Genomic DNA, 24,700 nt, shown 5'->3' on the forward strand with positions numbered 1-24,700 from the left:
AGCGGTGCACTTCCGCCAACTGGCGCCGCTGTGCGAGCGGTTGAGTACTGACCGTAGCGGTGCGACTTGCAGGGCAGCAAGTTGTTCGGGCAGAAAGTTCTCTGTCCTTGTTGTGCTGCGCCTGGGGCGACAGCAAACTGAAGCGAATCGCGGGGAAGGGACGGCACATGGCCGGTACGAGTCCTGACCGAGGCAGGACGGTCTCCACCGTCCTGGGACGACGCCTCGGGGGCGAGCTGCTACGAATGCGCGAGGCGAGTGACCTGCGCCAGTCGCACGCGGCTGACGCGCTGACGGCATCCGTTGCCAAGGTCGCGAAGATAGAGCGCGGACTTGTGCCGGTGCGTGATCCGGATGTCCGCGCTTTGTGTCATCTGTACGGCAATGACGACCCGGAGGCTCTCAGCCGGCTGCTGGCCCTTGCCAAGACGGACCGGGAACGGCGCAAGGCGCATGGGTGGTGGAACCAGTATCCGCAGCTCCAGGCGATGGGCGAGTACGTGGCGCTGGAGGACATCGCGACCCTCGTACGCACTTGGCAACTGGCCGTGGTCCCAGGTCTGCTCCAGACTGCCGACTACGCACGCGCCCTCGCGGTGGGCAACGGCTCCTGGTCCGACCTCGATGAGATCGACCCGTTCGTCGAGTCCCGCATGGCGCGCAAGGCGCGGCTCGTAGGAGAGCACCCGCTGGAACTGTGGGCGGTCGTCAGCGAGGGCTGTTTGCGGCAGCTCGTCGGCGGCCGGGAGGTCATGCGCGAGCAGCTTGGCCATTTGCTGGACATGACACGACAGCCGCACGTGAAGTTGCAGGTGGTGCCGTACCTCGCTGGTGCTCATCCGGGGATGACCAGCGCCTTCACGATTGTTTCGTTCGCCGAACCGGGTGCGCTCGACGTGGTGCACATGGACACCACGTCGACCACTCTGTGGTTGGAGGGCGATACTGATGCCGCGCTTCACGGCCAACTGTTCGAGCGGATCACCCGGTTGGGGCTGGCTCAGCGCACTTCGGTCAGGCTGGTAGAGAGCATTCTCAAGGAGCTGTAGCGCGTGACCCCGTTCGAGTTCGTCAAGTCCAGCTTCAGCGGGGGCAACGCTGGGCAAGAGTGCGTCGAGGTCGCGCTGAACGTAACCGGCACCGTGGCTGTACGCGACTCCAAAGACACCGCAGGCCCCGTCGTCCAGGTCTCGCCCGCCGCCTGGGCCGCCTTCCGGTCAGGCGTGACGGGCGAGCCGTAGGCGACCTGGTGCGGCGGGGCGGCCGACAGCTTCCCCGGCGTGCGCGCTCCGTCGGGGAAGCCGGCAGGGCCGTCAGCCCTCTTGGGGGATCAGTTGGCGTAGTACGGCGTCAGCTCGTAGGTATTGCCGTCCTGGTCCTCCATACAGGCGAAGCCCACGATCGTGCCATCCTTCTGCAGAGCGTTGCCCCAGTCGGTGCAGTCCTGAATGGTTCCGTTCCCCTTGATGTCCGCGCCCTGCCGCGGCGTCGCCTGAGCCACGCCGGCAGCGACGCCGGAGAACGCCAGAATGCTGGCGCCGACAACTACGGCCTTCTTCAAGGTCTTCTGCATTGTTCGCTCCCTTTCGCCTGAGGGCACATACGCCAGAAGGCGCACGGCCGCTGGGTGGGGTCGGGTGCGGGTCATCACGAATTCGCCGTACGGATCCGAGTCGCCATGGCATGGCCCCGGGAAGTGCTGACGTGCGGGATACGCCTCGCACCCGGTGCGGCCAGGTGTCCCGACCGCACAAAGCACCGGTGCGCTCCGGGATTTCCCGGAGCATTTGCATTCGATCACACCAGCAACTGCCGCCCCAAGGTTCGACAAGCTCTGTGACACGCCTCTGACAATTGACGAAGGAGGGCGTGTCCTGGGGCGCGCGTGAGGGGCGATCCGTGAACCGGCCTGGTTCCAGCGCGCTTCGTGGACCACGGGCGGTCGGCCACCACAGGCGGTCGGCCGGAACCGCCTCAGAACTGTCGAGTTGGCTCCTTGGAAACGCCGGCGCTGTTCGCGTGCGGCGTCCGGTCGTCGGTCACCTGCCGGAGGAGCGCGAGGGCCTCTTCGGAAGAGGAACCGGCGGGGGTGGTGCACACGATGAGCGCCTGGTCCGGTGAGCGGGCGACGGACAGGGTCTGCTGGGTCACCGTCACGCTGCCGACGACGGGGTGGTGCAGATCGTAGGAGGCGGCGTCGCACGGCTCCACGCGGTGGTCCGCCCACAGCGCGACGAACTCCGGGCTCTTCATCGTCAGTTCACCGATCAGTTCGGCGAGCAGCGGGTCGTCCGGGTGCCTGCCGACGGCGATGCGCAGATTGCCGACCACGGCGCGGGCCTTGCGCGTCCAGTTCGTGTACAGCTCCCGGCAGTGCGGGTCCAGGAACAGGATCCGGGTCATGTTCGGGCGTCGCGCCGGGTCGTCCGGGCCGAGCAGGTCCAGGTGGCCCGCGAGCAGAGCGTGCCCGAGGGCGTTCCAGGCCAGTACGTCCGTACGGCGGCCGAGCACTATCGCCGGGACGCCGTCGACGGCGCGGAGGAGGTCGCGGGTTTCGTCGGCGAGCTTCTCGGGGCGCGGACGGCGCAGCCGGGGCGTGTGACGGGCGGCGCCGGCGAGCCGGTCGAGGTGCTCGCGCTCCGGGGCGTCGAGCTGGAGAGCGCGGGCGATCGCGCCGAGCACCTCGGCCGACGCCCCGCGGGACAGGCCCTGTTCGAGCCGTGCGTAGTACGAGACGCTGACGCCCGCCAGCTGGGCCACTTCCTCGCGGCGGAGCCCGGCCACCCGCCTGCGGGGCCCGAGGTCGCGCAGGCCGACGTCCGCGGGGCGCAGCCGCGCGCGTCGGGCTTGGAGGAAGGTGCCGAGCGGTCCGGGTTCGGTCATCACCCCAGTATTCGGTGCGCGACCGGATCCCAGCCACACCCTGCCAGGGGTAGGACAACCCGGGAGTGGTGCGTACCCGTCCGCCTGCCCAGGCTTGGTCTCATTCGGCCACACACCCCGGACCCGAGGAGCGGACACATGGATCAGAACCCGGATCAGAACCCGGATCAGCTCACCCTTGGCGACGTCACCGTCACCCGCATCAAAGAGTTCTACGGCTCGGTCGGGATGCCCCCGGCCCAGTTCTTTCCGGACAGCCAGAACGGCTCGTGGGACGAGCACCGCGCCTGGCTGGCGCCCGACTTCTGGAACCCGGAGACGGACGAGTGCCATTCGGCGCTCCAGTCCTGGCTGCTGCGCAGCGAGGGACGCACCATCCTCATCGACACCGGCGTGGGCAACCACAAGGAGCGGCCCTACGCACCGGTGTGGAGCCGCCTGGACACCAACTACCTCGACAACCTCGCCGCCGCCGGGGTGCGGCCCGAGGACATCGACATCGTGGTCAACACCCATCTGCACATCGATCATGTCGGCTGGAACACCCGCCTCGAAGGCCGGGACTGGGTCCCGACCTTCCCCAACGCCACGTACCTGATGAACCGGCGGGACTTCGACTTCTGGGACCCGGCCAACGAGAACAAGTCCGTACTGGGCCGCGGGAACCAGAACGTCTTCGAGGACAGCGTCACGCCGGTCCACCAGGCGGGACTCACCCACCTGTGGGAGGACACGTACCGGATCGACAAGAACCTTCGTCTCGAACTTGCTCCCGGGCACACCCCCGGCTCGTCCGTGCTCACCCTGGAATCCGGCGGCGACCGGGCGTTGTTCGTCGGGGACCTGGTGCACACCGCGCTGCAGATCGCCGAGCCCGAGACCAACTCCTGCTTCTGCGAGGACCCGCTGGAATCCCGCGCCACCCGGCGCAAGCTGCTCGGCCGCGCCGCCGAGAACAACGCGCTGGTGTTCCCGGCGCACTTCGGCGGCCGAGGTGCCGCGGAGGTCACCCGCACCGGGTCGAAGTTCGCGATCAAGGAGTGGGCGCCCCTCTCCCGCCTCGCCTGACGCCCCTCCACACAGGAAGAGCCGCATCTCCCGATGCCCGCTCCACACAGGAAGAGTCTCCCGTGCCCCGACAGGAAGATCCGGTAGTCGAAACCCCCGCGGGCGCCGTGCGCGGCGTCCGTGACGGATCCGGCGAGCGCTACCGCGCCATCCCCTACGCGGCGGCGCCGGCCGGCGCCGGCCGTTTCGCGCCACCCGCACCGCACCCGGGCTGGTCCGGTGTCCGCGACGGCACACAGCCCGGACCCACGGCTCCCCAGCCGGCCCGCGACTTCGGCCGGCTCGACATGGCCCCCTACTTCGGGCCGGGCTGGGTGCCCGGCGAGGAGTACCTGACCGTCGATGTCCACACGCCTGCCGCCGACGACGGCGGACGCCCCGTCATGGTCTTCGTGCACGGCGGCGGGTTCGTCACCGGATCGAGCCGCGCCGCGCTCTACGACGGCAGCGCGTTCGCCCGCGACGACGTCGTGCTCGTGACGGTGAACTACCGCCTCGGCATCCCCGGGTTCCTCGATCTGGCGGGCGCTCCGGCCAACCGCGGACTGCTGGACGTGCTCGCCGCCCTCAGCTGGGTACAGGACACCGTCGCGGCATTCGGCGGCGACCCCGGCAACGTCACGCTCTTCGGCCAGTCCGCGGGCGCCACGCTCACCGGCGCGCTGCTCGCGACACCGGAGGCCAAGGGTCTGTTCCGCCGGGCGATCGTCCAAAGCGGCAGCGGCACCGGCGCGTTCACCCCGGAGCAGGCGCAGCGGGTCACCTCCGCGGCGGCCGCCGCGCTGGGCGTCGAACCGACCGCCGAGGCGTTCGCCCCGATCCCGGACGAGCGCTTCCTGGCGATCCTGCCCGCACTGGCCGGTCTCGACCTCTGCACCAGCACTGCCCGGGACCCGCTGGCCGGGCTCAGCCCGTTCAGCCTGGTCCTTCCGGTCCAGCCCGCCGACGGTCTCGCCGACGGCCCGGCCGCCGACGTCGACCTGCTCATCGGCACCAACACCGAAGAGGGGCACCTGTACCTCGTACCGCAGGGTGATCTGGAGTCCACCACGGAAGCCGATGTGCTGACCGTCACGACCCGGGTCCATGCAGATCCGGAAAGCGCCCTCGCCGCGCACCGCACGGCACGGCCGGGCGCGACACCGGGCGAGCTGCGCTCCGCCGTGCTCGGGCAGGCCCTGTTCGCGGACGGTACGACGCGCATGGCACGGGCCCACGCGCGGATCTCGGGCGGCCGCACGCACCTCTACTCGTTCGGGTATCGCTCGACGGCTCTGGGCGGTCGGCTCGGCGCTGCCCACACCGTCGAACTGCCCTTCGTGTTCGACATGGCGGACAAGCCCTGGCTGCACGGGGACACCAGCTTGCTCGGCCCCGACCCCGCTCCAGCAGGACTCGCGGCCCAAGTACACGGCGCGTGGGTGGCGTTCGCCGGCACCGGGAACCCGGGCTGGGCTCCCTACGACCCGCAGCGGCCCGGGGCGGAGATCCTCGGGCAGCCATCAACGGGTTGACCAGCAGGACGAGCCCGCTGTAGGCCGATGTTCTGGGACGTGACCCCAGAAGGGCCATCCGAGAGTTGCTGTACCCGCGGCGGCTTCGTTCAGGTGCGTACCGCCTCCGCGGGCGGGCGTGCGGGTGCGAACGGAAGGGAGCCGACCGGGCCGGAGGAACGCCTCCGGGGCCCGGCCGGGATGGTCTCCCTTTTTATCCGAGCATGCCGGGCTCGTAGCTGCCGGCCGGTGTCTGGATCATGACGTTGCCACGGTTGAAGGCGTTGATGACGGCGATCTGGGACACCAGGGCGGCGAGCTGGTCCTCGTCGTAGTGCTTGGCGGCGTTCGCCCAGGCCTCGTCCGTGACACCGCCGGCCGCGTCGGCGAGGCGGGTGCCCTGCTCCGTCAGCTCCAGCGCCGCGCGTTCGGCCTCGGTGAAGACCGTGGCCTCGCGCCACGCGGCGACCAGGTTGAGGCGTACCGCGGTCTCACCGGCCGCGGCTGCGTCCTTGGTGTGCATGTCGAGGCAGCCGCCGCACCCGTTGATCTGACTCGCGCGGATCTTCACCAGCTCCTGCGTCGCGACAGGAAGCAGTGACGAGTCGACGATGGCCTTGTTCGCCGCGATGATGTGCTTCCAGACCTTGCCCGCGACCGGGTTCTCGAACATGTTGATACGGCCACCCATGATGGACTCCTCTGTCGTTTTCGATGCCTGCATGAGTACGACGGAGCGGGGCGGCGAGATGTGACATGACCGGGCGTACGCCGAAAGTCCGGGGCGCCAGGGGCTGTGGACCGAAGCGGGGCGGCGGCCGTGTGGGCTGGGATGGGCGGATGAGCACTGCCGCGCATCCGGCCGACCCCGCCGTCCTGGACCGTCTGGCCACCGAGCGCACCGTCTGGCTGTGCGGTGTCCGTCCCGACGGGTCACCCCATGTGACGCCCGTGTGGTTCGTCTTCCTCCGGGGCAGCTGGTGGATCGGGGTGGACAGCGCTTCGGTCAAGGTGCGCGTTCTCCGGGAGAACCCCCGGGTGTCCCTGGCGCTGGAGGACGGCCGGGTCCCCGTCGTCGCGGAGGGAGATGTCCAGCTCCGCCATGACGGGTTCCCCGAAGAGGTGACGGCCGCGTTCGCGGCGAAGTACGCCTGGGATGTCACGGTTCCCCACCGCCCGGACGGGGGACGCGTACTGCTTCAGGTCCCCGTGCGGCGCTGGCTGTTGCCCGGCGTCGCACAGTGAAGGTCATCCACCGGTGTGGGCCGCCGTCGGTGTGGGCCGCCGTCCTGCGTCAGGCGCGCTTGGTGCGCCACAGGTAGTTGGCGCCGATCAGGGTGAGGATGAACAGCAGGACGACGAGTGTCCAGCGGATCACGTCGAATCCGGCGATCTTGCCGTCGGGGACGATGAAGGCGGCGTACCAGATGAGGTGGGCGACCACGGGGATGACGGGGGTCATGATGAGGCCGTTGCGCTTGTGGGTCGTTGTCCAGTGGCTGGAGCGGATGACCATGACGACGGCGGTGATCTCGGCGGCGAAGGCGAGGATGGCGAGGAACGCGAAGCCTCCGGCGTAGGGCAGCACGTTGGCGACTATCAGGAGCACGATCGGCAGCCAGGCCGGGGAGCAGCGGCGACTGGGCCTGCTGCCCTGAGAGCCGGCGGTGGGGCCCAGTTCCTGGAGGGCGGTGGCGGCGATCGTGCGGGGGTCGCCGATCTCGTGCAGGATCTCGCGGGTGCTGCCGGGGCGTTCGGCGAGCGCGACCTGGATGTGCTCGTTCAGGTCGGCTATGAGCTCCTGGCGTGCGGCCGGCGGCAAGGTCGAGGTCTCCCGCTCAACTGCGGCGATGTAGTCCTGGACCAGGGTGTCGTCGGTCTTCATGGGTGTGCCTTTCCCGGGTGGGGCCGAGGGCTGGTGTTCGGCTGGAGGAGGTGGTCGACGGCGTCACGGAATCCGGGCCAGATCCCGGCGAACTCTTCGAGTGCGGCGTGTCCGGCCTCGGTCAGCGAGTAGTACCGCCGGGGCGGGCCGGAGGCCGACTCCTGCCAGGCGGTGTCCACGAGCGCGTCCCGCCGCAGCCGTGACAGCAGCGGATAGACGGTGCCCTGGCTGGTCGTCAGGGCCGTGGTGTCCTGCAACGCGCTGAGCAGTTCGACCCCGTACTTGGGCCCGTCACGCATCAGCGCGAGAACGCAGTACTCCAGAACCCCTTTACGGAGCTGGCTCTCGACCTTCCCCGGGGTCTGGTGACTTGCTTTACCGCGTTCCATGCATAACAAGGTACCAGGTGATCCGACCTGCCCGTGCGGCAGAAGCCGGGAGGGGATTCCGGACGGCCGGGTCGGGGTCGAATGCCCGGAAAGTCACCCATCCGCCCACGCCACGTCCCGCCATGCGGACATCGCTCCCCTACGCATACCTGTTGTATCTATGCTGTGCGCATGCCAGTCGCCCCGCTGAAACAGCCCCCCGCCGCCGACCGCGTGTACGCACACGTCAAGCAGGCCGTACTCGACCGCCGCTACGAGGGCGGGACGCTCCTCACCGAGGGCGAGCTGGCCGACGCCGTGGGCGTCTCCCGGACGCCCGTGCGGGAGGCGCTGCTCAAGCTGGAGGTGGAGGGGCTCATCAAGCTCTACCCGAAGAAGGGCGCCCTGGTTCTCGCCGTCTCCGCGCAGGAGATCCACGACGTGGTGGAGACCCGGCTGCTGGTCGAGGAGTTCGCCGCGCGCAAGGCCGTGCCCGCCGCTCCCCAGCTCATCGAGCGGCTGACGGAGCTGCTGGCCGAGCAGACCGCGCAGGTGGCGGCCGGTGACCTGGCCGGAGCCGCCGTCAGCGACCGCTGCTTCCACGCGGAGATCGTCCGCAGCGCCGGGAACGAGATCCTCTCCCGCCTCTACGACCAGCTGCGCGACCGGCAGCTGCGGATGGGCGTCGCCGTGCTCCAGGCCCACCCCGACCGCACCGCCACCACCCTCGCCGAGCACGGCGAGATCCTGGAGGCGCTGCGGGACGGGAACACCGAAGGCGCCGTCGCGGTCGTCCGCCGGCACGTCAGCAGGGTCCGTGACCTGGCCCGGGGGGAGGTCCGATGAGCGGCGTCGCGCTGCCCGGCGATCCGCCGGGAGGCAGGCGCGCGGTCACCGTGTGGTCGATCGGCGTCGCCGTCTACTTCGTGGCGATCGTCTTCCGTACCAGCCTGGGCGTGGCCGGTCTGGACGCCGCCGACCGCTTCCACATCGACGCCTCCGCCCTCTCCACCTTCTCCATACTCCAGCTGCTCGTCTACGCCGGGATGCAGATACCCGTCGGCCTGCTCGTGGACCGGCTCGGCACCAAGAAGGTGCTGACCCTCGGCGTGGTGCTGTTCACGCTGGGGCAGCTCGGCTTCGCGTTCTCCCCCACGTACGGCACGGCCCTCGCCTCCCGCGCGTTGCTCGGCTGCGGTGACGCCATGACCTTCATCAGCGTGCTGCGGCTCGGCAGCCGCTGGTTCCCGGCCCGGCGCGGGCCGATGGTCGCGCAGCTCGCGGGGCTCGTCGGGATGGCCGGCAACCTCGTCTCGACCATCGTCATCTCCCGTACGCTGCACGGCCTCGGCTGGACCGCCACCTTCGCGGGCAGCTCGCTGGCCGGGGTGCTGGTGCTGGTCGTGATGCTGCTCTTCCTGAAGGACCACCCCGAGGGGTTCGAACCGCCGCCCGCCCCGCACCCGGGGGCCGCATCCGTGCGCCGGCAGATCGCCGCCGCGTGGCGCGAGCCCGGCACCCGGCTCGGGATGTGGGTGCACTTCACCACGCAGTTCCCCGCGATGTTCTTCCTGCTGCTGTGGGGGATGCCGTTCCTCGTCGAGGCGGAGGGCCTGTCCCGCGCCACGGCGGGCGAACTGCTCACCCTGATCGTGCTCTCGAACATGGTCGTCGGCCTGGTCTACGGGCAGATCATCGCCCGGCACCAGGGCGCCCGCGCCCCCATCGCGCTGTCCACGGTGGGTGCGACCGCGCTGCTCTGGGCGTGCACCCTCGCCTACCCGGGCGATCACGCGCCGATGTGGCTGCTGCTGACGCTCTGCACGGTGCTCGGCGCCTGCGGTCCCGCCTCGATGATCGGCTTCGACTTCGCGCGCCCCGCCAACCCCCCGGAGCGCCAGGGCACCGCGTCCGGCATCGTCAACATGGGCGGGTTCATCGCGTCGATGACGACGCTGCTCGCGGTCGGGGTCCTGCTGGACGCGACGGACGACAACTACCGGATCGCCTTCTGCTCCGTGTTCGTCCTGGAGGCGCTGGGCGTCACCCAGATCCTCCGGCTGCGGCGGCGCAGCGCGCGCCGCGAGAGCGAGCGGCTGGTGACCAGCCGGGTGGAGGCCGTACACGTCCCGGCGTGAGTCTGTTACGGCGGCGTGGGCCCGTGACTCCGTAAGCCCGTGACTCCGTAAGGCTCTACGGCGTCGCGGGGTTCACGGCGTCACGGCGAACGACTGGAGGATCGCCGCGGCCAGTTCCTGGTCGCCCTCGGCCTTGATCTGGTCCGAGACCGACGCGAGCCGTACCCGCCCGCAGGCCAGCCGGAAGTACGTGTCCCAGTCCATCGCGATCGTCACGGCGGGCCCCAGCGAGGGCGAGCCGTCGACCGTGCCCCGGCCCTCGGCGTCCACCCGGACCGTCCGCATGAACTCGACGGCGCCGGTGATGTCGAAGACGACCGCGGTGTTCGGCGGCGCGCCCGCCTCCTTGGCGACGACCTTCGGCAGCGCCTGCACCAGGACGTCGCGGGCCACATAGGCCCCCTGCGAGTCCAGATTGCCCGGCTTGCCCAGGGTGGTGCGGAGATCCTGCTCATGCACCCAGACGTCGAACGCGCGCATCCGCAGCGCCTGTTCCAGCGTCTGCTCCGCGGAGAGCGGCGCGCGCACCATGGTGTCCGGCTGCCGGGTCTCGTTCCGCAGCTGCCGCGAGCGCCGGATGATCGTGTACTCCAGGTCCGCGGTCATCTCCGGCGAGGTGTGGTGGCGCCGCACGTCGACCTGCATCTCCATGTACCGCTGGTGGTCCGTCTTCACATGGAAGAGGTCGCGCGGCAGGGTGTGGATCGGCCGAGGGTCCCCGAGCTGTTCGTTCTCCATGCCGATGATGTGGGAGATGATGTCGCGCACCGACCAGTTGGGGCACGGCGTCCCACGGTTCCACTCGCCCTCGACGAGCGGCTTGACCAACTCGGATATGGCGTCTGCGGAGTGGGTCCAGGCGTCGGCGTAGGTCTGAAGGCTTGGATGGACTGTCACGGGACCCCTCGGAGCGGTGTTCTGCGGTACGGCGGGCGTAGACCTGCTGGTGTTCGAGGCGCTGCTGGGGGTCTGGGGGCATCCCCCCGGAAGGCACAGTACGCTGCCCAGTGGCACCCCGGCAGTGCTTTCGTGTGACGATCGTAGGCCCGCGTTGACGGCCCGAATGCCAGGACGGTGGTACTGTGCGCGCCTCTCTCCTCCAGATCGCAGTGAATCCTGCGGAATCGCCCGTTTCGCGCCGGTTGCGCGTAGCGGATCTCGTACGTGAACAGTCCGGTGCGGATCTCGTTGTACTGCCCGAACTGTGGCCCGTGGGGGCCTTCGCGTACCAGTCCTTCGCGGCCGAGGCCGAACCGCTGGAAGGACCCACGCACCAGGCGATGGCGGAGGCGGCCCGCGACGCCGGAGTCTGGCTGCACGCCGGCTCGATCGTGGAGCGGGACCCCGAAGGAGCCCTCTACAACACCTCGCTGGTCTTCACGCCCGAGGGCGAACGGGCCGCCGTCTACCGCAAGATCCACCGCTTCGGCTTCGACAAGGGCGAGGCGGTCCTGATGGGAGCGGGCGACGAGCTGGTGACGGTGGACCTGCCGGCGACCACGCTCGGCCTGGCCACCTGTTACGACCTCCGCTTCCCCGAGCTGTTCCGCGGCCTGACCGACGCGGGCGCCCGTCTCCTGGTCGTCCCCGCGGGCTGGCCGGAGCGCCGTCGCTCGCACTGGACACTGCTCGCGCAGGCGCGCGCGGTGGAGAACCAGGCGTACGTCCTGGCCTGCGGATCCGCCGGTACGCACGCCGGCGTGGAGCAGGCGGGCCACAGCATCGTGGTCGACCCCTGGGGTGAGGTGCTCGCCGAGGCGGGCCAGGGCGAGGAGGTCCTGACGGTCGAACTCGACCCGGAGCTCGTCACCAGGACCCGCGAGCAGTTCCCCGCACTGAAGGACCGGCGACTCGGGCTGGCCCCGCCGCACTGACAGTGCCGGCCCCGCCGCGCTGACAGTACGGCCGAACGCGAAGTTACGGAGCAGGAAGCACCGCCATGACCGAACCCGGCTGCCTGAGTACCATCCGCGCGTCCTACGACACCGTCGCGGTCGCCTACGAGGAACTCGTCCGTGGCCACCTCGCGGTCAGCCCCTACGACCGCGCGATGCTCGCCGCGTTCGCCGAGCAGGTGCGGATGGACGGCGGTGGCCCGGTGGCCGACATCGGCTGCGGTCCCGGCCGGGTGACGGCGCATCTGGCCGGGCTGGGGGTGGAGGCCTTCGGCGTCGACCTCTCGCCGGGGATGGTCGATGTGGCCCGCCGGACGTATCCGGGCCTGCGGTTCGACGTCGGGTCGATGACCGCACTCGACCTGGCGGACGGCTCGCTGGGCGGCCTGGTCGCCTGGTACTCGATCATCCATATGCCGCCGGAGCTGCTGCCGTCGGTGTTCGCCGGGTTCCACCGGGTGCTCGCGCCGGGCGGCCGGCTGCTGCTCGCCTTCAAGGCCGGTGACGAACGCCGCCACCTCGACCACGCCTACGGCCACGACCTCTCGCTCGACGTCCACTGGCTGCCGCCGGACCGGGTCGCCGGGTGGCTGGCCGACGCCGGGTTCGACCTACGGGCCCAGCTGCTGCGCGAGCCGGACCCGCAGGAGAAGCAGCCGCAGGCGTACCTCCAGGCGACCAGGGGCCACTGAGCCGGGGCCACGACGCCCGCCACCACCGCGCCATCGCACCACCGTGCCACCAAGCCACCACCACGCCACCGCGCCACGAGGGCCGGGTCCGATCGCGGGCCCGGCCCTCGTGGCGTCACGCACCCCGGACTTGACGCTTCTCCCGCCGCTGTGCAAAGTTTCACTAGTCAATTAGTGAAAGAGGGTGCGCCGGTGGCCGATCACCATGTCGAGTACCGCATCGACCGGCACAGCGGCATCCCCGCCTACCTCCAGATCGTCCAGCAGACCCAGCAGGCGCTGCGGATGAGCCTCCTCGAACCGGGGGACAAGCTCCCCACGGCCCGAGAGGTCGTCGAGGCCACGGCCATCAATCCGAACACCGTGCTCAAGGCGTACCGCGAGCTGGAGCGCTCGGGCCTGGTCGAGGCGCGGCGGGGCGTGGGCACGTTCGTGCTCAGAACGCTCGACGGCAACGGCGCCGAATCCCCTCTGCGGGCAGAACTCGACGGCTGGGCCCTGCGGGCCCGCGCCGCCGGTGTCGGCCGGGAGAGCGCCGCCGCACTGCTGACCTCGGTACTGGACGAGCATTTCCCGAAGGAGGACCAGTGAGCACCAGCAGCGGCGCCCCGGCCGCGATAGAGGTGACCGGGGTCACCCAGCGCTTTGGGCGCGGCCGCCGTACGTCCCTCGCCCTGGAGGACTGCTCCTTCCGCGTCCCGGCGGGCAGCGTCTGCGCGCTGGTCGGCCCCAACGGTGCGGGCAAGTCCACGCTCCTGCGGATCGCCGCCGGCCTGATCCGGCCGGACGCCGGCGCCGTGAACGTCCTGGGCGCCGCTCCCGGCACCCACCGGGACCGGGTCGGCTATCTGGACCAGGACCAACCGCTCTACGGGCATCTCTCCATCGCCGACACCCTCGGCATCGGCGCCCGCCTCAACGCGGGCCGCTGGGACACCGCTTACGCCGCCCGGATCGTGGAACAGGGCGGCCTCGACCCCCGGCGCAGGATCCGCGGGCTCTCCGGCGGCGAGCGCACCCGCGTGGCACTCGCCCTCACCCTGGGCAAGCGGCCCGACCTGCTGCTGCTGGACGAACCGATGGCGGACCTCGATCCGCTGGCCCGTCAGCAGCTGATGGGCCTGCTCCTCGCCGACGCCGCCGAGAACGGCACCAGCATCCTGCTCTCCTCACACATCGTCTCCGAACTCACCTACTCCTGCGACCACGTGCTGCTCCTCAACGGCGGCCGCGTCCAGCTGGGCGGCTCCGTCGAGGCGCTGCTCGCCGCGCACACCGTGGTCACCGGCCGGGGTACCGACCTGTCCCCGCACACGGTCATCGAGTCGCACCCCACCGGCCGCGGCCTCAGCGCCCTGATCCGCCCCCGGGGCCCGCTCGCCGACACCTGGCAGACAGCGGAACCGACCCTGGAGGAGCTGCTGTTGGCCCACCTCCGCACGCCGACGTCCCCGGCGTTCCTCACCCCGGACATGAACGGGGACACCACGGCCGCGGCCTGACCACCGCCCCGCCCCCTCGCAGCCCGCAGCCCGGGACCGGCCGCACCACGCCCGTTCCCCGATCCCCCCCACCACGCCCGTTCCCCGTCTCGCGTTCCCCCACCGCCGCACTACTGCCCACAAGGACGTCTCATGACCACCGCATCCCTGGACAAACCCGCGCCCTCGCTCCGCCCCTCGGGCCTCGACCTGTTCCGCGCCGAACTGCGCCTGCACCGGGCGGCGCTGTGGTCCTGGACCGCTTACGTGGTCGTCACCGCGGGGCTGCTGCTCTGGCTGTACGGGCCCGGCGCGAACGCCACCCAGAAGCTGTTCGACAAGTTCGGCTACGCCGGAGTGCAACAGGCCGCCTGGCACGACCTGGCGGCCAGGACCTACTTCTCCGGCTTCGACAGCTTCTTCTACGACCCGGCCACCCTGATCAGCGCTGCCACGTTCTGCGTTGCCGTCTTCGCGGCAGGCCCGCTGATCGCCCGCGAGCTGGAGAGCGGCACCACCAGGCTCGCCTGGTCCCAGTCCGTCTCCCCGGCGCGCTGGCTCGCCGCCAAACTCGCCGTACCGGCCGTCGTCCTGGTCGTGAGCACCGGTGTGCTCATCGTGCTCTACCGGCTGCTGTGGTCATCCCACAGCGGTCTGCTGGTCGCCGGCTACCAGCCCCGGCAGCTGTACTTCTCGATCGGACCCGCCGCCGTCGTCGCCCCGCTCTTCGCGCTGGCCCTCGGCGCGCTCTGCGGAATGCTGCTGCGCCGCACCCTGCCCGCCATGCTCGCCGCCGCCGTCATCCAGTACGCGGTCACGGCGGTCCGCAGCGGCCTGTGGCCGTTCCAGCGCGCCTACCAGGTGCCCGAACTCTCCGTACACAGCCGGGCGATCACGTCCACCGGCGCCCGGATCACCGACCCCGAGTGCTACGACAAGGTGCGCTGCCTCGCCCAGCACGACGTGACCGGCTTCACCCGCACCTATCTCCCGTCCTCCGACTTCTGGCCCCGCCAGCTGCTGGAGAGCGGCGTACTCCTCGCCCTGACCGCGCTCGCCGTCGGCGTCGCCTTCTGGGTCCTGAAGCGCCGTACGGCCTGACAGCGAGGCCCCGGCCGGGTGCGGCGGCCGGGGCAGTGACCCCGTCGAGAGGGCCCGCACTGCTCAGCCCGCGTGCTCCTTCTCGTGTTCCTTCTCGTGCATGTGGATCACGGAGACCGCGATGGCGATCATCAGCGCCGGGTCGGAGTCCTCACGGACCACGTTCACCGCGTACGCGTCGCGCACGCTGAACCACTTCTTCGAGATGTCGGCCAGCAGCTCGTTCTCGTACTCGACCGCGAACTCGCGGTCCAGGATGTTCCCGCTGACCTCCAGCTCGGTGCCGTCCACCAGCTTCACCCGGTAGTGGTCGTGCATCAGGGTGAGCTTCTTCTTCCTGACGGTGGCCAGTTCCTCGCCGTCCCGCTTCAGGGTCATCGTGTCGCTGATCGCGATCAGCTTCTCCTTGAGCGTGATCAGCACCTGCCCGTCGAGGTCCTTGAGCTCAAGGGTGTCGCGGATGCGCATCACCTTGCCGTCGACGAGGTAGGCCTTGTGGCCGTTCTCGTTCTCGATCCAGTAGTCGTCGCCGATGTCGAAGATTCGGTCGCGCACAAGGAATTTCATGCGGATGACGTTACCGCCGGACGGCGGACCGGATCAGGACCGGGCGGACCCGTGGGGCGAACTCCCGGGAGAATGCCAGACCTTGAGCACCGTGATGCCCTTGCCGCACAGCGGCACCAGGTCGTCCACGTCGGACGTCAGGACGGTCACCGGCCCGGACGCGGCCCGCGCGGAAGTAGAGCGACAGGCCAGACTGTCCAGCACCCAGGGACCGCTCACGCGGCGTGCCCGGTGCCCGGCTGTGCGGAGCCGACCCCTTCCCAGGAGCCTCCACAGGGTGCTGTGCCGCAGGTCACACGGGTTCAGGTGGCACCCTTGACCGTATGAACGATGCCGCTCCGGCGCCCACCCCCGCGCCCCGCCGTGCCCGTCTCCGTGCCCCCGAGCTGATCGGCAAGGGCGGCTGGCTCAACACCGGTGGGAAGGATCTGAAACTCGCCGACTTCCGTGGTCGCACACTGATCCTCGACTTCTGGACCTTCTGCTGCATCAACTGTCTGCACGTCCTCGACGAGCTGCGTGAGCTGGAGCAGCGGCACAGCGACACCGTCGTGATCGTCGGGGTGCACTCCCCGAAGTTCGTGCACGAGGCCGAGCACCAGGCCGTGGTCGACGCCGTCGAGCGGTACGGGGTGCACCACCCCGTCCTCGACGATCCCGAGCTGGCCACCTGGAAGCAGTACGCCGTCCGGGCCTGGCCGACGCTCGTGGTGATCGACCCCGAGGGGTACATCGTCGCCCAGCACGCCGGTGAGGGGCATGCCCACGCCATTGAGGCGCTGGTCAGCGAGCTGGAGGCCGAGCACGCCGCGAAGGGCACGCTGCGGCGCGGCGACGGACCGTACGTCGCGCCCGAGCCGGTCGCCACCGATCTGCGGTTCCCGGGCAAGGCGATCGAGCTGCCCGGCGGCAATCTGCTGGTGTCGGACACCACCCGCCACCAGCTGGTCGAGCTGGAGCCGGACGGCGAGACCGTCGTACGGCGGATCGGCGGCGACGGCGTGTTCAACGAGCCGCAGGGGCTCGCGCTGCTGCCCGACGGGAAGGTCGCGGTCGCCGACACCGTCCACCACGCCATCCGCACGTACGACCCGGAGAGCGGCGAGATCGCGCTCGTCGCGGGGACCGGGAAGCAGTGGTGGCAGGGGTCGCCGACCAGCGGGCCCGCTCTCGGTGTGGCGCTCTCCTCGCCCTGGGACCTCGCCTGGTTCGGCGGGCGGCTGTGGATCGCCATGGCGGGTGTCCACCAGCTGTGGACGTACGACCCGGAGAGCGGCACCGTCGGGGTGGCGGCCGGGACCACCAACGAGGGGCTGGTCGACGGGCCGGCCGCCGACGCGTGGTTCGCGCAGCCGTCCGGTCTCTCGGCCGCCGGGGACCGGCTGTGGATCGCCGACTCCGAGACGTCCGCGCTGCGCTGGATCGACCGGGACGCCACCGGGGGCGCGGTGGTGCACACCGCCGTCGGCACCGGGCTCTTCGACTTCGGCCACCGGGACGGCGACGCCGGACAGGCCCTGCTCCAGCACCCGTTGGGCGTGACGGCGCTGCCCGACGGTTCGGTCGCGGTGTCCGACACGTACAACCACGCGCTGCGCCGCTACGACCCGGCCACCGGTGAAGTGAGCACGCTGGCCACGGACTTGCGGGAGCCGAGCGACGCGGTGCTCGTCGGGGACGACATCGTGGTGGTCGAGTCCGCGCGGCACCGGCTGACCCGGCTGCGGCTGCCGGACGAGGCGGTACGGGTGGAGAGCGTGGCCCACCGCACGCAGCGGGCCGCCACCGATGTCGCGCCGGGCACGCTCCGGGTGGACGTGATCTTCCAGGCGCCCGCGGGGCAGAAGCTGGACCTGCGGTACGGCCCGTCCACCCGGCTGCTGGTCTCCGCGACCCCGCCCGAGCTGCTGCTCGACGGGGACGGGGCCGGTACGGACCTCTTCCGGGACGTGGCGCTGAACCCCGGGGTCACCGAGGGCGTACTCCATGTGTCGGCGATGGCCGCCTCCTGCGACGACGACCCGGCCAACGAATATCCCGCCTGCCATGTGCACCAGCAGGACTGGGGCGTCCCCGTCCGCGTGACGGACGAGGGGACGGCCCGGCTCCCGCTGGTGCTGGCGGGGATGGACGGCTGACCGGCCGGAAACAAGGGGTGGGCCGGCCAGCCGTCCGGTTCAGGGGTGCCCGGGGTGCCCGGGGCGGGGGCCGTGCGGCACGTGCCGCAGAAGCGGCCGCAGATGCTCGGCGCGGCCGGTCTGCCCCGGTGTCCCTGGCAGCTCCGTCCGTGGCAGCTCCGTCCCCGGCAGCTCCAAGTCTCCGGCCACGCCCTGTCGTTCCGCTTGCGTATCGCTAACGCTTCGCTGACAGCTCCGCCAGCCGCTGCCGCGCCAGGACCGCACCGTCGAGGAAGCCCGCCGCCGCGGCCTCCCGCTCCGCCCGGCCCAGCTGCTCCGCCGCCTCGTCCGCCCGGCCCAGTGCGGCCAGCGCCGCGCCGAACGTGGTGCGCAGCTGGACCCGGCAGGCCGCCGCCTCGGGCGAGGTGGCGAGACCGAGCGCCCGTACCGCGTGCTCCCCGGCCACCGCGTACGCACCGGTGGTCAGGCAGTGGTCGGCCAGATGCTGGAGGGCGAGGATCTCGGTCGGCGGATGGTGCGCGCCGGTCGCCAGCGTCAGGGCGTACGAGAGGAGCTCACCGGCGCGTGCGCTGTCGGCCGCGCTGTCCTGCGCGCCGTCCAGGACGACCGCCAGATTGAGCAGGGCGATGGCCTCGCTGATCACGTCGCCCGCGCGTACCGCCAGCGCCGGAGCCTGCTCCAGATGGGCCAGGGCCTCGGTGTCCCGGCCCTCCCTGTGCAGCACCCAGCCGAGCAGGGCCAGCGCCCTGGCCTGCGCGTCGGCGTGGTCCTCGTGGCGGGCCGATATCAGTGCCTGCTCCAGGAGGGGCACCCAGCCGTCCCTGATCCGCCAGAGGATCAGCGGCCACTGGAGCAGGACCAGCCGCCAGGCCCGGTCGTGCAGCCCCGCGGCGGCCGCCGCCTCGACGGCGCCCCGCAGCGCGGCCCGCTCGGCCGCGTACCAGTCGACCGCCGCCTCCCGGTCGGCGAACTCCCGGACCGCGGGCGGCCGCAGGGCGTCGGCGGGCAGTGTGCAGCAGGGCTGGCTGCCCGGTTCGGCCGCGGCCCCCGCGGCGAGCGCGGTGTGCAGATAGTGGTCGAGGAGGCGGCGCAGGCCGTCCGGCTCGGCTCCGGGCTCCGCCTCCGGTCCGGCTCCGGGTCCGGCTCCTGGCTCGGCCTCTGCCCCGGCCTCCGGGGCCGTCGTCGTGCGGGCATAGAGGCGTACGAGGTCATGCGGTGCGTAGCGGCCGCGCGGTGACTCGGTGACCAGGTGGGCGCAGGCCAGCAGGTCGAGGGCGGCCGCGGCCTGTGCGGGGGAGGTCCCGGCGAGCGCGCCCGCCGTGTAGCGGTCCAGGTCGGGGCCGGTGTGCAGGCCGAGACAGCGGAACATCCGGCCGGCCTTCGGGTGCAGCTGCTGCACGGTGAGGCGCAGGGACGCCGCGACGCCGGTGTCGTCGACGGCGAGCAGGCTCAACCGGTTCTGCTCGTCGGCCAGTTCACCGGCCATGGTGTCCAGCGTCCACTGCGGGCTGCCGGCCAGCCGGGCGGCGGTCACGCGCAGGGCGAGCGGAAGCCCGTCGCAGAGGGCGGCGATCCGGGCGGCGGCGGCCGGTTCCGCCGCGATCCGCTCCGCGCCCAGTACGGCCGAGAGGAGCGCGGCGGCGTCCGCCGCAGGCAGCTGCGCCAGGGGCACCGGGCGGGCCGCGTCGGACGCGACGAGACCGCCGAGCCGGTCGCGGCTGGTGACCAGGGTGACGCACTGGTCGCCGCCGGGCAGCAGCGGGCGCACCTGCTGGGAGTTGAGCGCGTTGTCCAGGACGACGAGCAGCCGCAGACCACTCGTCAGCGAGCGGTACAGCGCGCCCATCGACGCGGCCGTCTCCGGGATGCCCCGCACGGGCACACCCAGTGCGAGCAGGAACTCCCGCAGTACGGCGTGGGTTTCGGGTGCCGGGGTGTCGCTGAAGCCGCGCAGGTCGGCGAAGAGCCGCCCGTCGGGGAAGTCGTCGCGCCGCTCGTGCGCCCAGTGCACGGTCAGGGCCGTCTTGCCGACCCCGGCGGGGCCGGTCACCAGACAGACGGGGCCGTCGCCGGATGCCACCGCCCTGGCCAGGGCGGACCGTTCGTCGCCGCGCCCGGTGAATCCCCGGGGCGCCCGGGGCAGCAGATCCGGCACCCGCTCCGGCGCGGCAGGTGCGGCGGCCTGCGGCACCCGCGCCGGTTCCTTCGCCCGCAGGATCGCGGTGTAGGCGCCGGTGAGGGTGGCCCCCGGGTCGACGCCCAGCTCGTCGGCGAGGAGCCTGCGGGTGCGGTGGTACCAGTCCAGTGCGTCGGACTGCCGCCCCGAGCGGCTGAGCGCGACCATCAGCGCGGCGGCCAGCGACTCCCGCAGCGGGTGGGTGACCGCCTCGGTCCGCAGGACGGCCGCAGCCCGCTCGTGCTCGCCGAGCTGCCCGTACGCATCGGCGAGCGCCTCCACCGAGGCGAGCCGCAGCTCTTCCAGGGCGTGGGCGGCCGCTTCCAGCGGCGGGCTGGGGACCGTGCCGGTGAGCGCGGGCCCCCGCCACAGGGACAGGGCCTCGCGGAGCATGAGGACGGCGTCGGCGGGCCTGCGCTGCACGCGCGAGAGCGAGACCAGCTCGTCGAAGCGGTGCGCGTCGATGAGGGACTCCGGCGTCCGCAGGACGTAGGCGGAGCCCTGGGTGGCGAGTTCGACCCCGTACGCCTGGGCGCCGTGCGCGGTGAGCAGGGCGCGCAGCCGTGAGACATGGCCGTGCAGCACGGTCCTGGAGTGGGTGGGCGGCGCCTCTTCCCAGAGCGCGGCGGTCAACTGATCCACGGACACCGCTGCGTTGGGTCGCAGCAGCAGGGTGGTGAGGACACCGGCCCGTTTGGCGGGGCCGAGGGAGAGGTCGCCGTCCTCCGTCGTCACGGCGACCGCTCCGAGCAGCCGGAACTCCACGGTGTGCCCACCCCGATCCTCGCTGTCCCGCGTCTCTCCCCGGGACAGCGAGGATACGTGGGCCGGGCCGGGCCTGATCCAGATGGAAGGCCCCGGTCGTCAGCCCAGGTGGTGGTGGTCGTCCTCGACGACGGTGGTCGACGTCGGCACCGTCGGGCGGCGACGGCGCAGGACGCTGGTGTAGACCGCGATGCCGATGACACCGACGAGCATCATGATGATGCCGACCATGTCCAGGTTGACACCGTTCATGTGCCAGTTGGTCGCGAAGGTGAGGATGCCCCCCACCACGAGAAGGATGATGCAGCCGCCAAGGCCCATCGGTGTTCGCCTCCGAACTGTTGGGGCTGTTGGGTCCGTACAGGTCGCGTACCCGGGACCTGTACGGCCAATCAACGCAGCTTCGGAGCAACGGAATTCAGTGGGGAGCGGGGGCGGCGGCGCGGGGTTCAGCCCTCCAGGAACGCCGTCAGGGAGTTGGCGAGCAGATACGGGTCGTCGGCCCCGCACAGCTCGCGCGCGCTGTGCATGGAGAGGATCGCGACGCCGATGTCCACGGTGCTGATGCCGTGCCGGGCCGCGGTGATCGGGCCGATGGTCGTGCCGCACGGCATGGAGTTGTTCGACACGAAGTGCTGCATGGGCACCCCGGCCTTCTCGCACGCGGCGGCGAACACCGCCCGGCCGCTGCCGTCCGTCGCGTACCGCATATTGACGTTGACCTTGAGGATCGGGCCGCCGTTGGCGCGCGGGTGGTGCGTCGGATCGTGGCGCTCGCTGTAGTTGGGGTGTACGGCGTGACCGGTGTCGGACGAGAGGCAGACCGACCCGGCGAACGCGCGGGCCCGGTCCTCGTACGTGCCGCCGCGGGCCATGACGGAGCGCTCCAGGACGGTGCCGAGCAGCGGCCCGTCGGCGCCGGTGTCGGACTGGGAGCCGTTCTCCTCGTGGTCGAAGGCGGCCAGCACCGGGATGTGCGTCAGTTCGTTGTCGGAGGAAGCGACGGCGGCCAGTGCGGCGGTGGCGGCGTGCACGGAGAGCAGGTTGTCCATCCGGGGGCCCGCGACGAGTTCCCGGTCGCGGCCCAGGTAGGAGGGCGCCTCGACGGGGCTCACCATGAGGTCCCAGCCGGTCACGTCGTCGGCCGCGACCCCGGCCTCATCGGCGACGAATCGCATCAGGTCGCCCTCGCGGACCTCCCCGAGGCCCCAGACCGGCTGCATGTGGCGCTGCTTGTCGAGCTTGAGTCCATCGGTGTGGACCGAGCGGTCCAGGTGGATGGCGAGCTGCGGTACGCGCAGCAGCGCCCGGTCCACGTCGACCAGCCGGTGGCTGCCGTCGCGCAGGGTGAGCCGACCGGCGAGGCCCAGGTCCCGGTCGAGCCAGGTGTTGAGCAGGGTGCCGCCGTAGACCTCGACGGCCACCTGGCGCCAGCCGTCGCTGCCGCTGTCCGGGAGGGGCTTGACGCGCAGGTTCGGGGAGTCGGTGTGGGCGCCGACGATCCGGAACGGGGTGTGCGCCGCCGCGTTCTCCGGCACGTACCAGGCGATGATCGCCCCGCCCCGCAACACGTATTTGCCGCCCGCGGACGCGTCCCAGGCGTCGGTCTCCGACACCTGCCTGAAGCCTGCCTTGTCCAGCCGCCCGGCGGCGTTCGCCACGGCGTGATAGGGCGACGGGCTGGCCGTGAGGAAGGACATCAGGTCGTCGGTGTGGCCGCGGTCGAAGCGGGCGGATGTGCTCATGGCAGCCACCCTAACGACCGCGGCGGCGGCCCCGCCCGCCGGAACGGAACGGGGCTGTGGGGCCGGTGGGCGCAGGGGACATGCGGGACGGATTCCGGCCGCTGTCAGTGGGGGGTGCGACTATCGGCGCATGGTCGAATACGGTGCCGACACCAGGGAGCCCGTGCTGCTGGGCGAGATCCTGCAGCATGTGCTGATCGCCGCAACTGCCCGCTCCCGCAGGCCCCCGCGCCCGGAGCGGACGCCCGCGAGAACACACAGCGGCGGCGCGCCCCCGGAGACCGGGGACCACGCCGCCGCTGGGCTGCCCAGAACTGCTCAGCCGGACCGCTGCTCGGCCTGACCTGCTCAGCGAGTACTGCTGCTCAGCCAGTACTGCTCAGAACGCAGCCTCGTCCAGGTCCATCAGCGAGGTGTCGACGGTCTCGGCGAGGGCGCGCTCCGCGCTCACGCCGGGCAGGACGTTGGCGGCGAAGAACTTCGCGGCCGCGATCTTGCCCTGGTAGAAGGCGACGTCCTTCGCGGAGGCGGTCGGCAGCTTCTCGGCGGCCACCGCCGCACCCTTGAGCAGCAGGTACGCGACGACGACATCGCCCGAAGCCAGCAGCAGGCGGGTGGTGTTGAGCCCCACCTTGTAGATGTTCTTGACGTCCTCGCCGGTCGAGGTCAGGTCGGTGATCATCGCGCCGACGATCGCCTCCAGATCCACCGCGGCCTTGGCCAGCTGCTCACGGGCGCCGGTCAGCTCCTCGCCACCGCTGCCGCCCGCGAGGAACTTCTTGATCTCCTCGGAGAGGGTGTTCAGCGCGGCGCCCTGGTCGCGGACGATCTTCCGGAAGAAGAAATCCTGGCCCTGGATCGCCGTCGTGCCCTCGTAGAGGGTGTCGATCTTGGCGTCCCGGATGTACTGCTCGACCGGGTACTCCTGGAGGTAGCCGGAGCCGCCGAAGGTCTGGAGCGACTGGGCCAGCTGCTCGTACGACTTCTCCGAGCCGTACCCCTTCACGATCGGCAGCAGCAGGTCGTTGAGGCCGTGCAGCGCCTTGGCGTCCTCGCCCGCGGCTTCCTTCTCCTGGATCGCGTCCTGGACGGATGCCGTGTAGAGGACCAGGGTGCGCATGCCCTCGGCGTACGCCTTCTGCGTCATCAGCGAGCGGCGCACGTCGGGGTGGTGCGTGATGGTGACCTTCGGCGCGGACTTGTCCATGAACTGCGCGAGGTCGGGGCCCTGCACGCGCTCCTTGGCGTACTCCAGGGCGTTCAGGTAGCCGGTCGAGAGCGTCGCGATGGCCTTGGTGCCGACCATCATCCGGGCGAACTCGATGATGCGGAACATCTGGCGGATGCCCTCGTGCTTGTCACCGATCAGCCAGCCCTTGGCCGGGTGACGGTCGCCGAACGTCATCTCGCAGGTGTTGGACGCCTTGAGGCCCATCTTGTGCTCGACGTTCGTCGCGTACACGCCGTTGCGCTCGCCCAGTTCGCCGGTGGTCCAGTCGAACTCGAACTTCGGCACCATGAAGAGCGAGAGGCCCTTGGTGCCGGGGCCCGCACCCTCGGGGCGCGCCAGCACGTAGTGGATGATGTTGTCGGACATGTCGTGCTCGCCCGAGGTGATGAAGCGCTTCACGCCCTCGATGTGCCAGGAGCCGTCGTCCTGCTGCACGGCCTTCGTCCGGCCGGCGCCCACGTCCGAGCCGGCGTCCGGCTCGGTGAGGACCATCGTGGAGCCCCACTGCTTCTCGACCGCGATCTCCGCGATCTTCTTCTGCTCCTCGGTGCCCTCCTCGAAGAGGATTCCGGCGAAGGCCGGACCGGAGGAGTACATCCAGATCGCCGGGTTCGCGCCGAGCAGCAGCTCCGCGTACGCCCAGATCAGGGAGCGCGGCGCGGTGGTGCCGCCGATCTCCTCGGGCAGGCCGAGACGCCAGTACTCGGACTCCATGAAGGCCTGGTAGGACTTCTTGAACGTGTCAGGCACGGGTGCCGTGTTGGTCTCCGGGTCGAAGACCGGCGGGTTGCGGTCGGCGTCGGCATAGGACTCGGCGAGCTCGTTCTCCGCGAGCCGGGCCACCTCGTCGAGGATGCTCTTCGCGGTGTCGACGTCCATCTCTGCGAACGGCCCGGCGCCGTACTGCTTGTCGCGGCCGAGGACCTCGAAGAGGTTGAACTCGATGTCGCGGAGATTCGACTTGTAGTGCCCCATGGCGACAGCCCTCTCGTAACGCGTACCTGTAACGAATACCAGCAAGTAGCTACGATGATGCTACCCGCCAGTAATAAGACGCAACCCCTATCGGGCAAG

Annotated in this window: 26 protein-coding genes; 14 read left to right on the forward strand and 12 right to left on the reverse strand. The window is 71.0% G+C overall.

Going from position 1 to position 24,700, the window contains the following annotated elements; all coding sequences use genetic code 11:
- Positions 1-167 precede the first annotated feature (167 nt).
- The gene (locus OHB13_RS19045; RefSeq protein ID WP_328377899.1) at positions 168-1,049 is read left to right on the forward strand and encodes a helix-turn-helix domain-containing protein; all 882 of its coding nucleotides are present in this window, start codon (positions 168-170) and stop codon (positions 1,047-1,049) included.
- A 3-nt stretch (positions 1,050-1,052) separates the two neighbouring features.
- The gene (locus tag OHB13_RS19050; RefSeq protein ID WP_328377900.1) at positions 1,053-1,241 is read left to right on the forward strand and encodes a DUF397 domain-containing protein; all 189 of its coding nucleotides are present in this window, start codon (positions 1,053-1,055) and stop codon (positions 1,239-1,241) included.
- A gap of 89 nt (positions 1,242-1,330) precedes the next feature.
- On the opposite strand, the gene OHB13_RS19055 is transcribed toward OHB13_RS19050, so the two are convergent.
- Together OHB13_RS19055 and OHB13_RS19060 are read right to left on the reverse strand one after the other, a co-directional pair.
- Entirely contained in the window at positions 1,331-1,573 is a 243-nt protein-coding gene (locus OHB13_RS19055) for a hypothetical protein (protein WP_328377901.1), read from the reverse strand.
- Between the two features lie 401 nt (positions 1,574-1,974).
- Complete coding sequence (locus OHB13_RS19060) at positions 1,975-2,883, reverse strand: helix-turn-helix domain-containing protein (RefSeq protein WP_328377902.1); 909 nt, start codon at positions 2,881-2,883, stop codon at positions 1,975-1,977.
- A gap of 138 nt (positions 2,884-3,021) precedes the next feature.
- On the opposite strand from OHB13_RS19060, the gene OHB13_RS19065 reads away from it, so the two are divergent.
- On the forward strand, positions 3,022-3,951 hold the full coding sequence (locus OHB13_RS19065) for an MBL fold metallo-hydrolase (RefSeq protein WP_328377903.1): 930 nt from the start codon (positions 3,022-3,024) through the stop codon (positions 3,949-3,951).
- 62 nt (positions 3,952-4,013) lie between these two features.
- Positions 4,014-5,465, forward strand: coding sequence for a carboxylesterase/lipase family protein (locus OHB13_RS19070; RefSeq protein WP_328377904.1), 1,452 nt, complete (start codon positions 4,014-4,016; stop codon positions 5,463-5,465).
- A 193-nt stretch (positions 5,466-5,658) separates the two neighbouring features.
- On the opposite strand, the gene OHB13_RS19075 is transcribed toward OHB13_RS19070, so the two are convergent.
- On the reverse strand, positions 5,659-6,135 hold the full coding sequence (locus tag OHB13_RS19075; protein ID WP_328377905.1) for a carboxymuconolactone decarboxylase family protein: 477 nt from the start codon (positions 6,133-6,135) through the stop codon (positions 5,659-5,661).
- A 149-nt stretch (positions 6,136-6,284) separates the two neighbouring features.
- Here OHB13_RS19075 and OHB13_RS19080 point away from each other — a divergent pair, with 149 nt between their 5' ends.
- Positions 6,285-6,689 carry a pyridoxamine 5'-phosphate oxidase family protein gene (locus tag OHB13_RS19080; protein ID WP_266855150.1) on the forward strand — a complete coding sequence of 135 codons (405 nt, stop codon included), beginning with the start codon at positions 6,285-6,287 and terminating at the stop codon, positions 6,687-6,689.
- 49 nt (positions 6,690-6,738) lie between these two features.
- Here the strand turns inward: OHB13_RS19080 and OHB13_RS19085 are convergent, their stop codons facing one another.
- Complete coding sequence (locus OHB13_RS19085) at positions 6,739-7,329, reverse strand: HAAS signaling domain-containing protein (RefSeq protein ID WP_328377906.1); 591 nt, start codon at positions 7,327-7,329, stop codon at positions 6,739-6,741.
- Positions 7,326-7,718, reverse strand: a complete 393-nt coding sequence (locus OHB13_RS19090) for a PadR family transcriptional regulator (RefSeq protein WP_266855148.1) — start codon at positions 7,716-7,718, stop codon at positions 7,326-7,328. Before OHB13_RS19090 ends, OHB13_RS19085 begins: the two co-directional genes overlap by 4 nt.
- Positions 7,719-7,889: 171 nt before the next feature.
- Here OHB13_RS19090 and OHB13_RS19095 point away from each other — a divergent pair, with 171 nt between their 5' ends.
- Both OHB13_RS19095 and OHB13_RS19100 read left to right on the forward strand, forming a co-directional pair.
- Entirely contained in the window at positions 7,890-8,543 is a 654-nt protein-coding gene (locus OHB13_RS19095; RefSeq protein WP_266855147.1) for a GntR family transcriptional regulator, read from the forward strand.
- The gene (locus tag OHB13_RS19100) at positions 8,540-9,835 is read left to right on the forward strand and encodes an MFS transporter (protein WP_328377907.1); all 1,296 of its coding nucleotides are present in this window, start codon (positions 8,540-8,542) and stop codon (positions 9,833-9,835) included. Before OHB13_RS19095 ends, OHB13_RS19100 begins: the two co-directional genes overlap by 4 nt.
- A gap of 72 nt (positions 9,836-9,907) precedes the next feature.
- Here OHB13_RS19100 and OHB13_RS19105 read toward each other — a convergent pair whose 3' ends face one another.
- Positions 9,908-10,732: a maleylpyruvate isomerase family mycothiol-dependent enzyme gene (locus tag OHB13_RS19105; RefSeq protein WP_266855145.1), complete on the reverse strand. Its 825-nt coding sequence runs from the start codon at positions 10,730-10,732 to the stop codon at positions 9,908-9,910.
- A gap of 185 nt (positions 10,733-10,917) precedes the next feature.
- On the opposite strand from OHB13_RS19105, the gene OHB13_RS19110 reads away from it, so the two are divergent.
- The 5 genes from OHB13_RS19110 to OHB13_RS19130 all read left to right on the forward strand — a co-directional run bounded on the left by OHB13_RS19110 (position 10,918) and on the right by OHB13_RS19130 (position 15,004).
- Positions 10,918-11,709 (forward strand): carbon-nitrogen family hydrolase, encoded by a 792-nt coding sequence (locus tag OHB13_RS19110; RefSeq protein WP_328377908.1) that lies wholly within the window; start codon positions 10,918-10,920, stop codon positions 11,707-11,709.
- Positions 11,710-11,774: 65 nt separating this feature from the next.
- On the forward strand, positions 11,775-12,422 hold the full coding sequence (locus tag OHB13_RS19115; RefSeq protein ID WP_328377909.1) for a class I SAM-dependent DNA methyltransferase: 648 nt from the start codon (positions 11,775-11,777) through the stop codon (positions 12,420-12,422).
- 192 nt (positions 12,423-12,614) lie between these two features.
- Positions 12,615-13,013, forward strand: coding sequence for a GntR family transcriptional regulator (locus OHB13_RS19120; protein WP_328377910.1), 399 nt, complete (start codon positions 12,615-12,617; stop codon positions 13,011-13,013).
- Positions 13,010-13,924 (forward strand): ABC transporter ATP-binding protein, encoded by a 915-nt coding sequence (locus OHB13_RS19125; RefSeq protein WP_328377911.1) that lies wholly within the window; start codon positions 13,010-13,012, stop codon positions 13,922-13,924. The genes OHB13_RS19120 and OHB13_RS19125 overlap by 4 nt, the downstream gene beginning before the upstream one ends.
- A gap of 132 nt (positions 13,925-14,056) precedes the next feature.
- Positions 14,057-15,004, forward strand: a complete 948-nt coding sequence (locus OHB13_RS19130; protein WP_328377912.1) for an ABC transporter permease subunit — start codon at positions 14,057-14,059, stop codon at positions 15,002-15,004.
- A 63-nt stretch (positions 15,005-15,067) separates the two neighbouring features.
- Here OHB13_RS19130 and OHB13_RS19135 read toward each other — a convergent pair whose 3' ends face one another.
- Together OHB13_RS19135 and OHB13_RS19140 are read right to left on the reverse strand one after the other, a co-directional pair.
- Entirely contained in the window at positions 15,068-15,571 is a 504-nt protein-coding gene (locus OHB13_RS19135) for an LURP-one-related/scramblase family protein (protein ID WP_266855139.1), read from the reverse strand.
- A gap of 33 nt (positions 15,572-15,604) precedes the next feature.
- Positions 15,605-15,790, reverse strand: a complete 186-nt coding sequence (locus OHB13_RS19140; RefSeq protein WP_328377913.1) for a hypothetical protein — start codon at positions 15,788-15,790, stop codon at positions 15,605-15,607.
- 104 nt (positions 15,791-15,894) lie between these two features.
- Between OHB13_RS19140 and OHB13_RS19145 the strand changes: the two genes are divergently transcribed.
- Complete coding sequence (locus tag OHB13_RS19145) at positions 15,895-17,709, forward strand: NHL domain-containing thioredoxin family protein (RefSeq protein ID WP_328377914.1); 1,815 nt, start codon at positions 15,895-15,897, stop codon at positions 17,707-17,709.
- Between the two features lie 214 nt (positions 17,710-17,923).
- Here the strand turns inward: OHB13_RS19145 and OHB13_RS19150 are convergent, their stop codons facing one another.
- From OHB13_RS19150 to OHB13_RS19160, 3 genes are all read right to left on the reverse strand, one after another.
- Positions 17,924-20,650: an AfsR/SARP family transcriptional regulator gene (locus OHB13_RS19150; RefSeq protein ID WP_328377915.1), complete on the reverse strand. Its 2,727-nt coding sequence runs from the start codon at positions 20,648-20,650 to the stop codon at positions 17,924-17,926.
- 99 nt (positions 20,651-20,749) lie between these two features.
- Positions 20,750-20,971, reverse strand: coding sequence for a DUF6458 family protein (locus OHB13_RS19155; RefSeq protein ID WP_266855134.1), 222 nt, complete (start codon positions 20,969-20,971; stop codon positions 20,750-20,752).
- A 128-nt stretch (positions 20,972-21,099) separates the two neighbouring features.
- Positions 21,100-22,395 (reverse strand): M18 family aminopeptidase, encoded by a 1,296-nt coding sequence (locus OHB13_RS19160; RefSeq protein ID WP_266855133.1) that lies wholly within the window; start codon positions 22,393-22,395, stop codon positions 21,100-21,102.
- Between the two features lie 130 nt (positions 22,396-22,525).
- Here OHB13_RS19160 and OHB13_RS19165 point away from each other — a divergent pair, with 130 nt between their 5' ends.
- The gene (locus OHB13_RS19165; protein ID WP_328377916.1) at positions 22,526-22,738 is read left to right on the forward strand and encodes a hypothetical protein; all 213 of its coding nucleotides are present in this window, start codon (positions 22,526-22,528) and stop codon (positions 22,736-22,738) included.
- A gap of 36 nt (positions 22,739-22,774) precedes the next feature.
- Here OHB13_RS19165 and OHB13_RS19170 read toward each other — a convergent pair whose 3' ends face one another.
- Positions 22,775-24,601 (reverse strand): acyl-CoA dehydrogenase, encoded by a 1,827-nt coding sequence (locus OHB13_RS19170; RefSeq protein WP_266860860.1) that lies wholly within the window; start codon positions 24,599-24,601, stop codon positions 22,775-22,777.
- Positions 24,602-24,700: the final 99 nt, after the last annotated feature.

This window comes from Streptomyces sp. NBC_00440, assembly GCF_036014215.1.
Classification (GTDB): Bacteria; Actinomycetota; Actinomycetes; order Streptomycetales; family Streptomycetaceae; genus Streptomyces.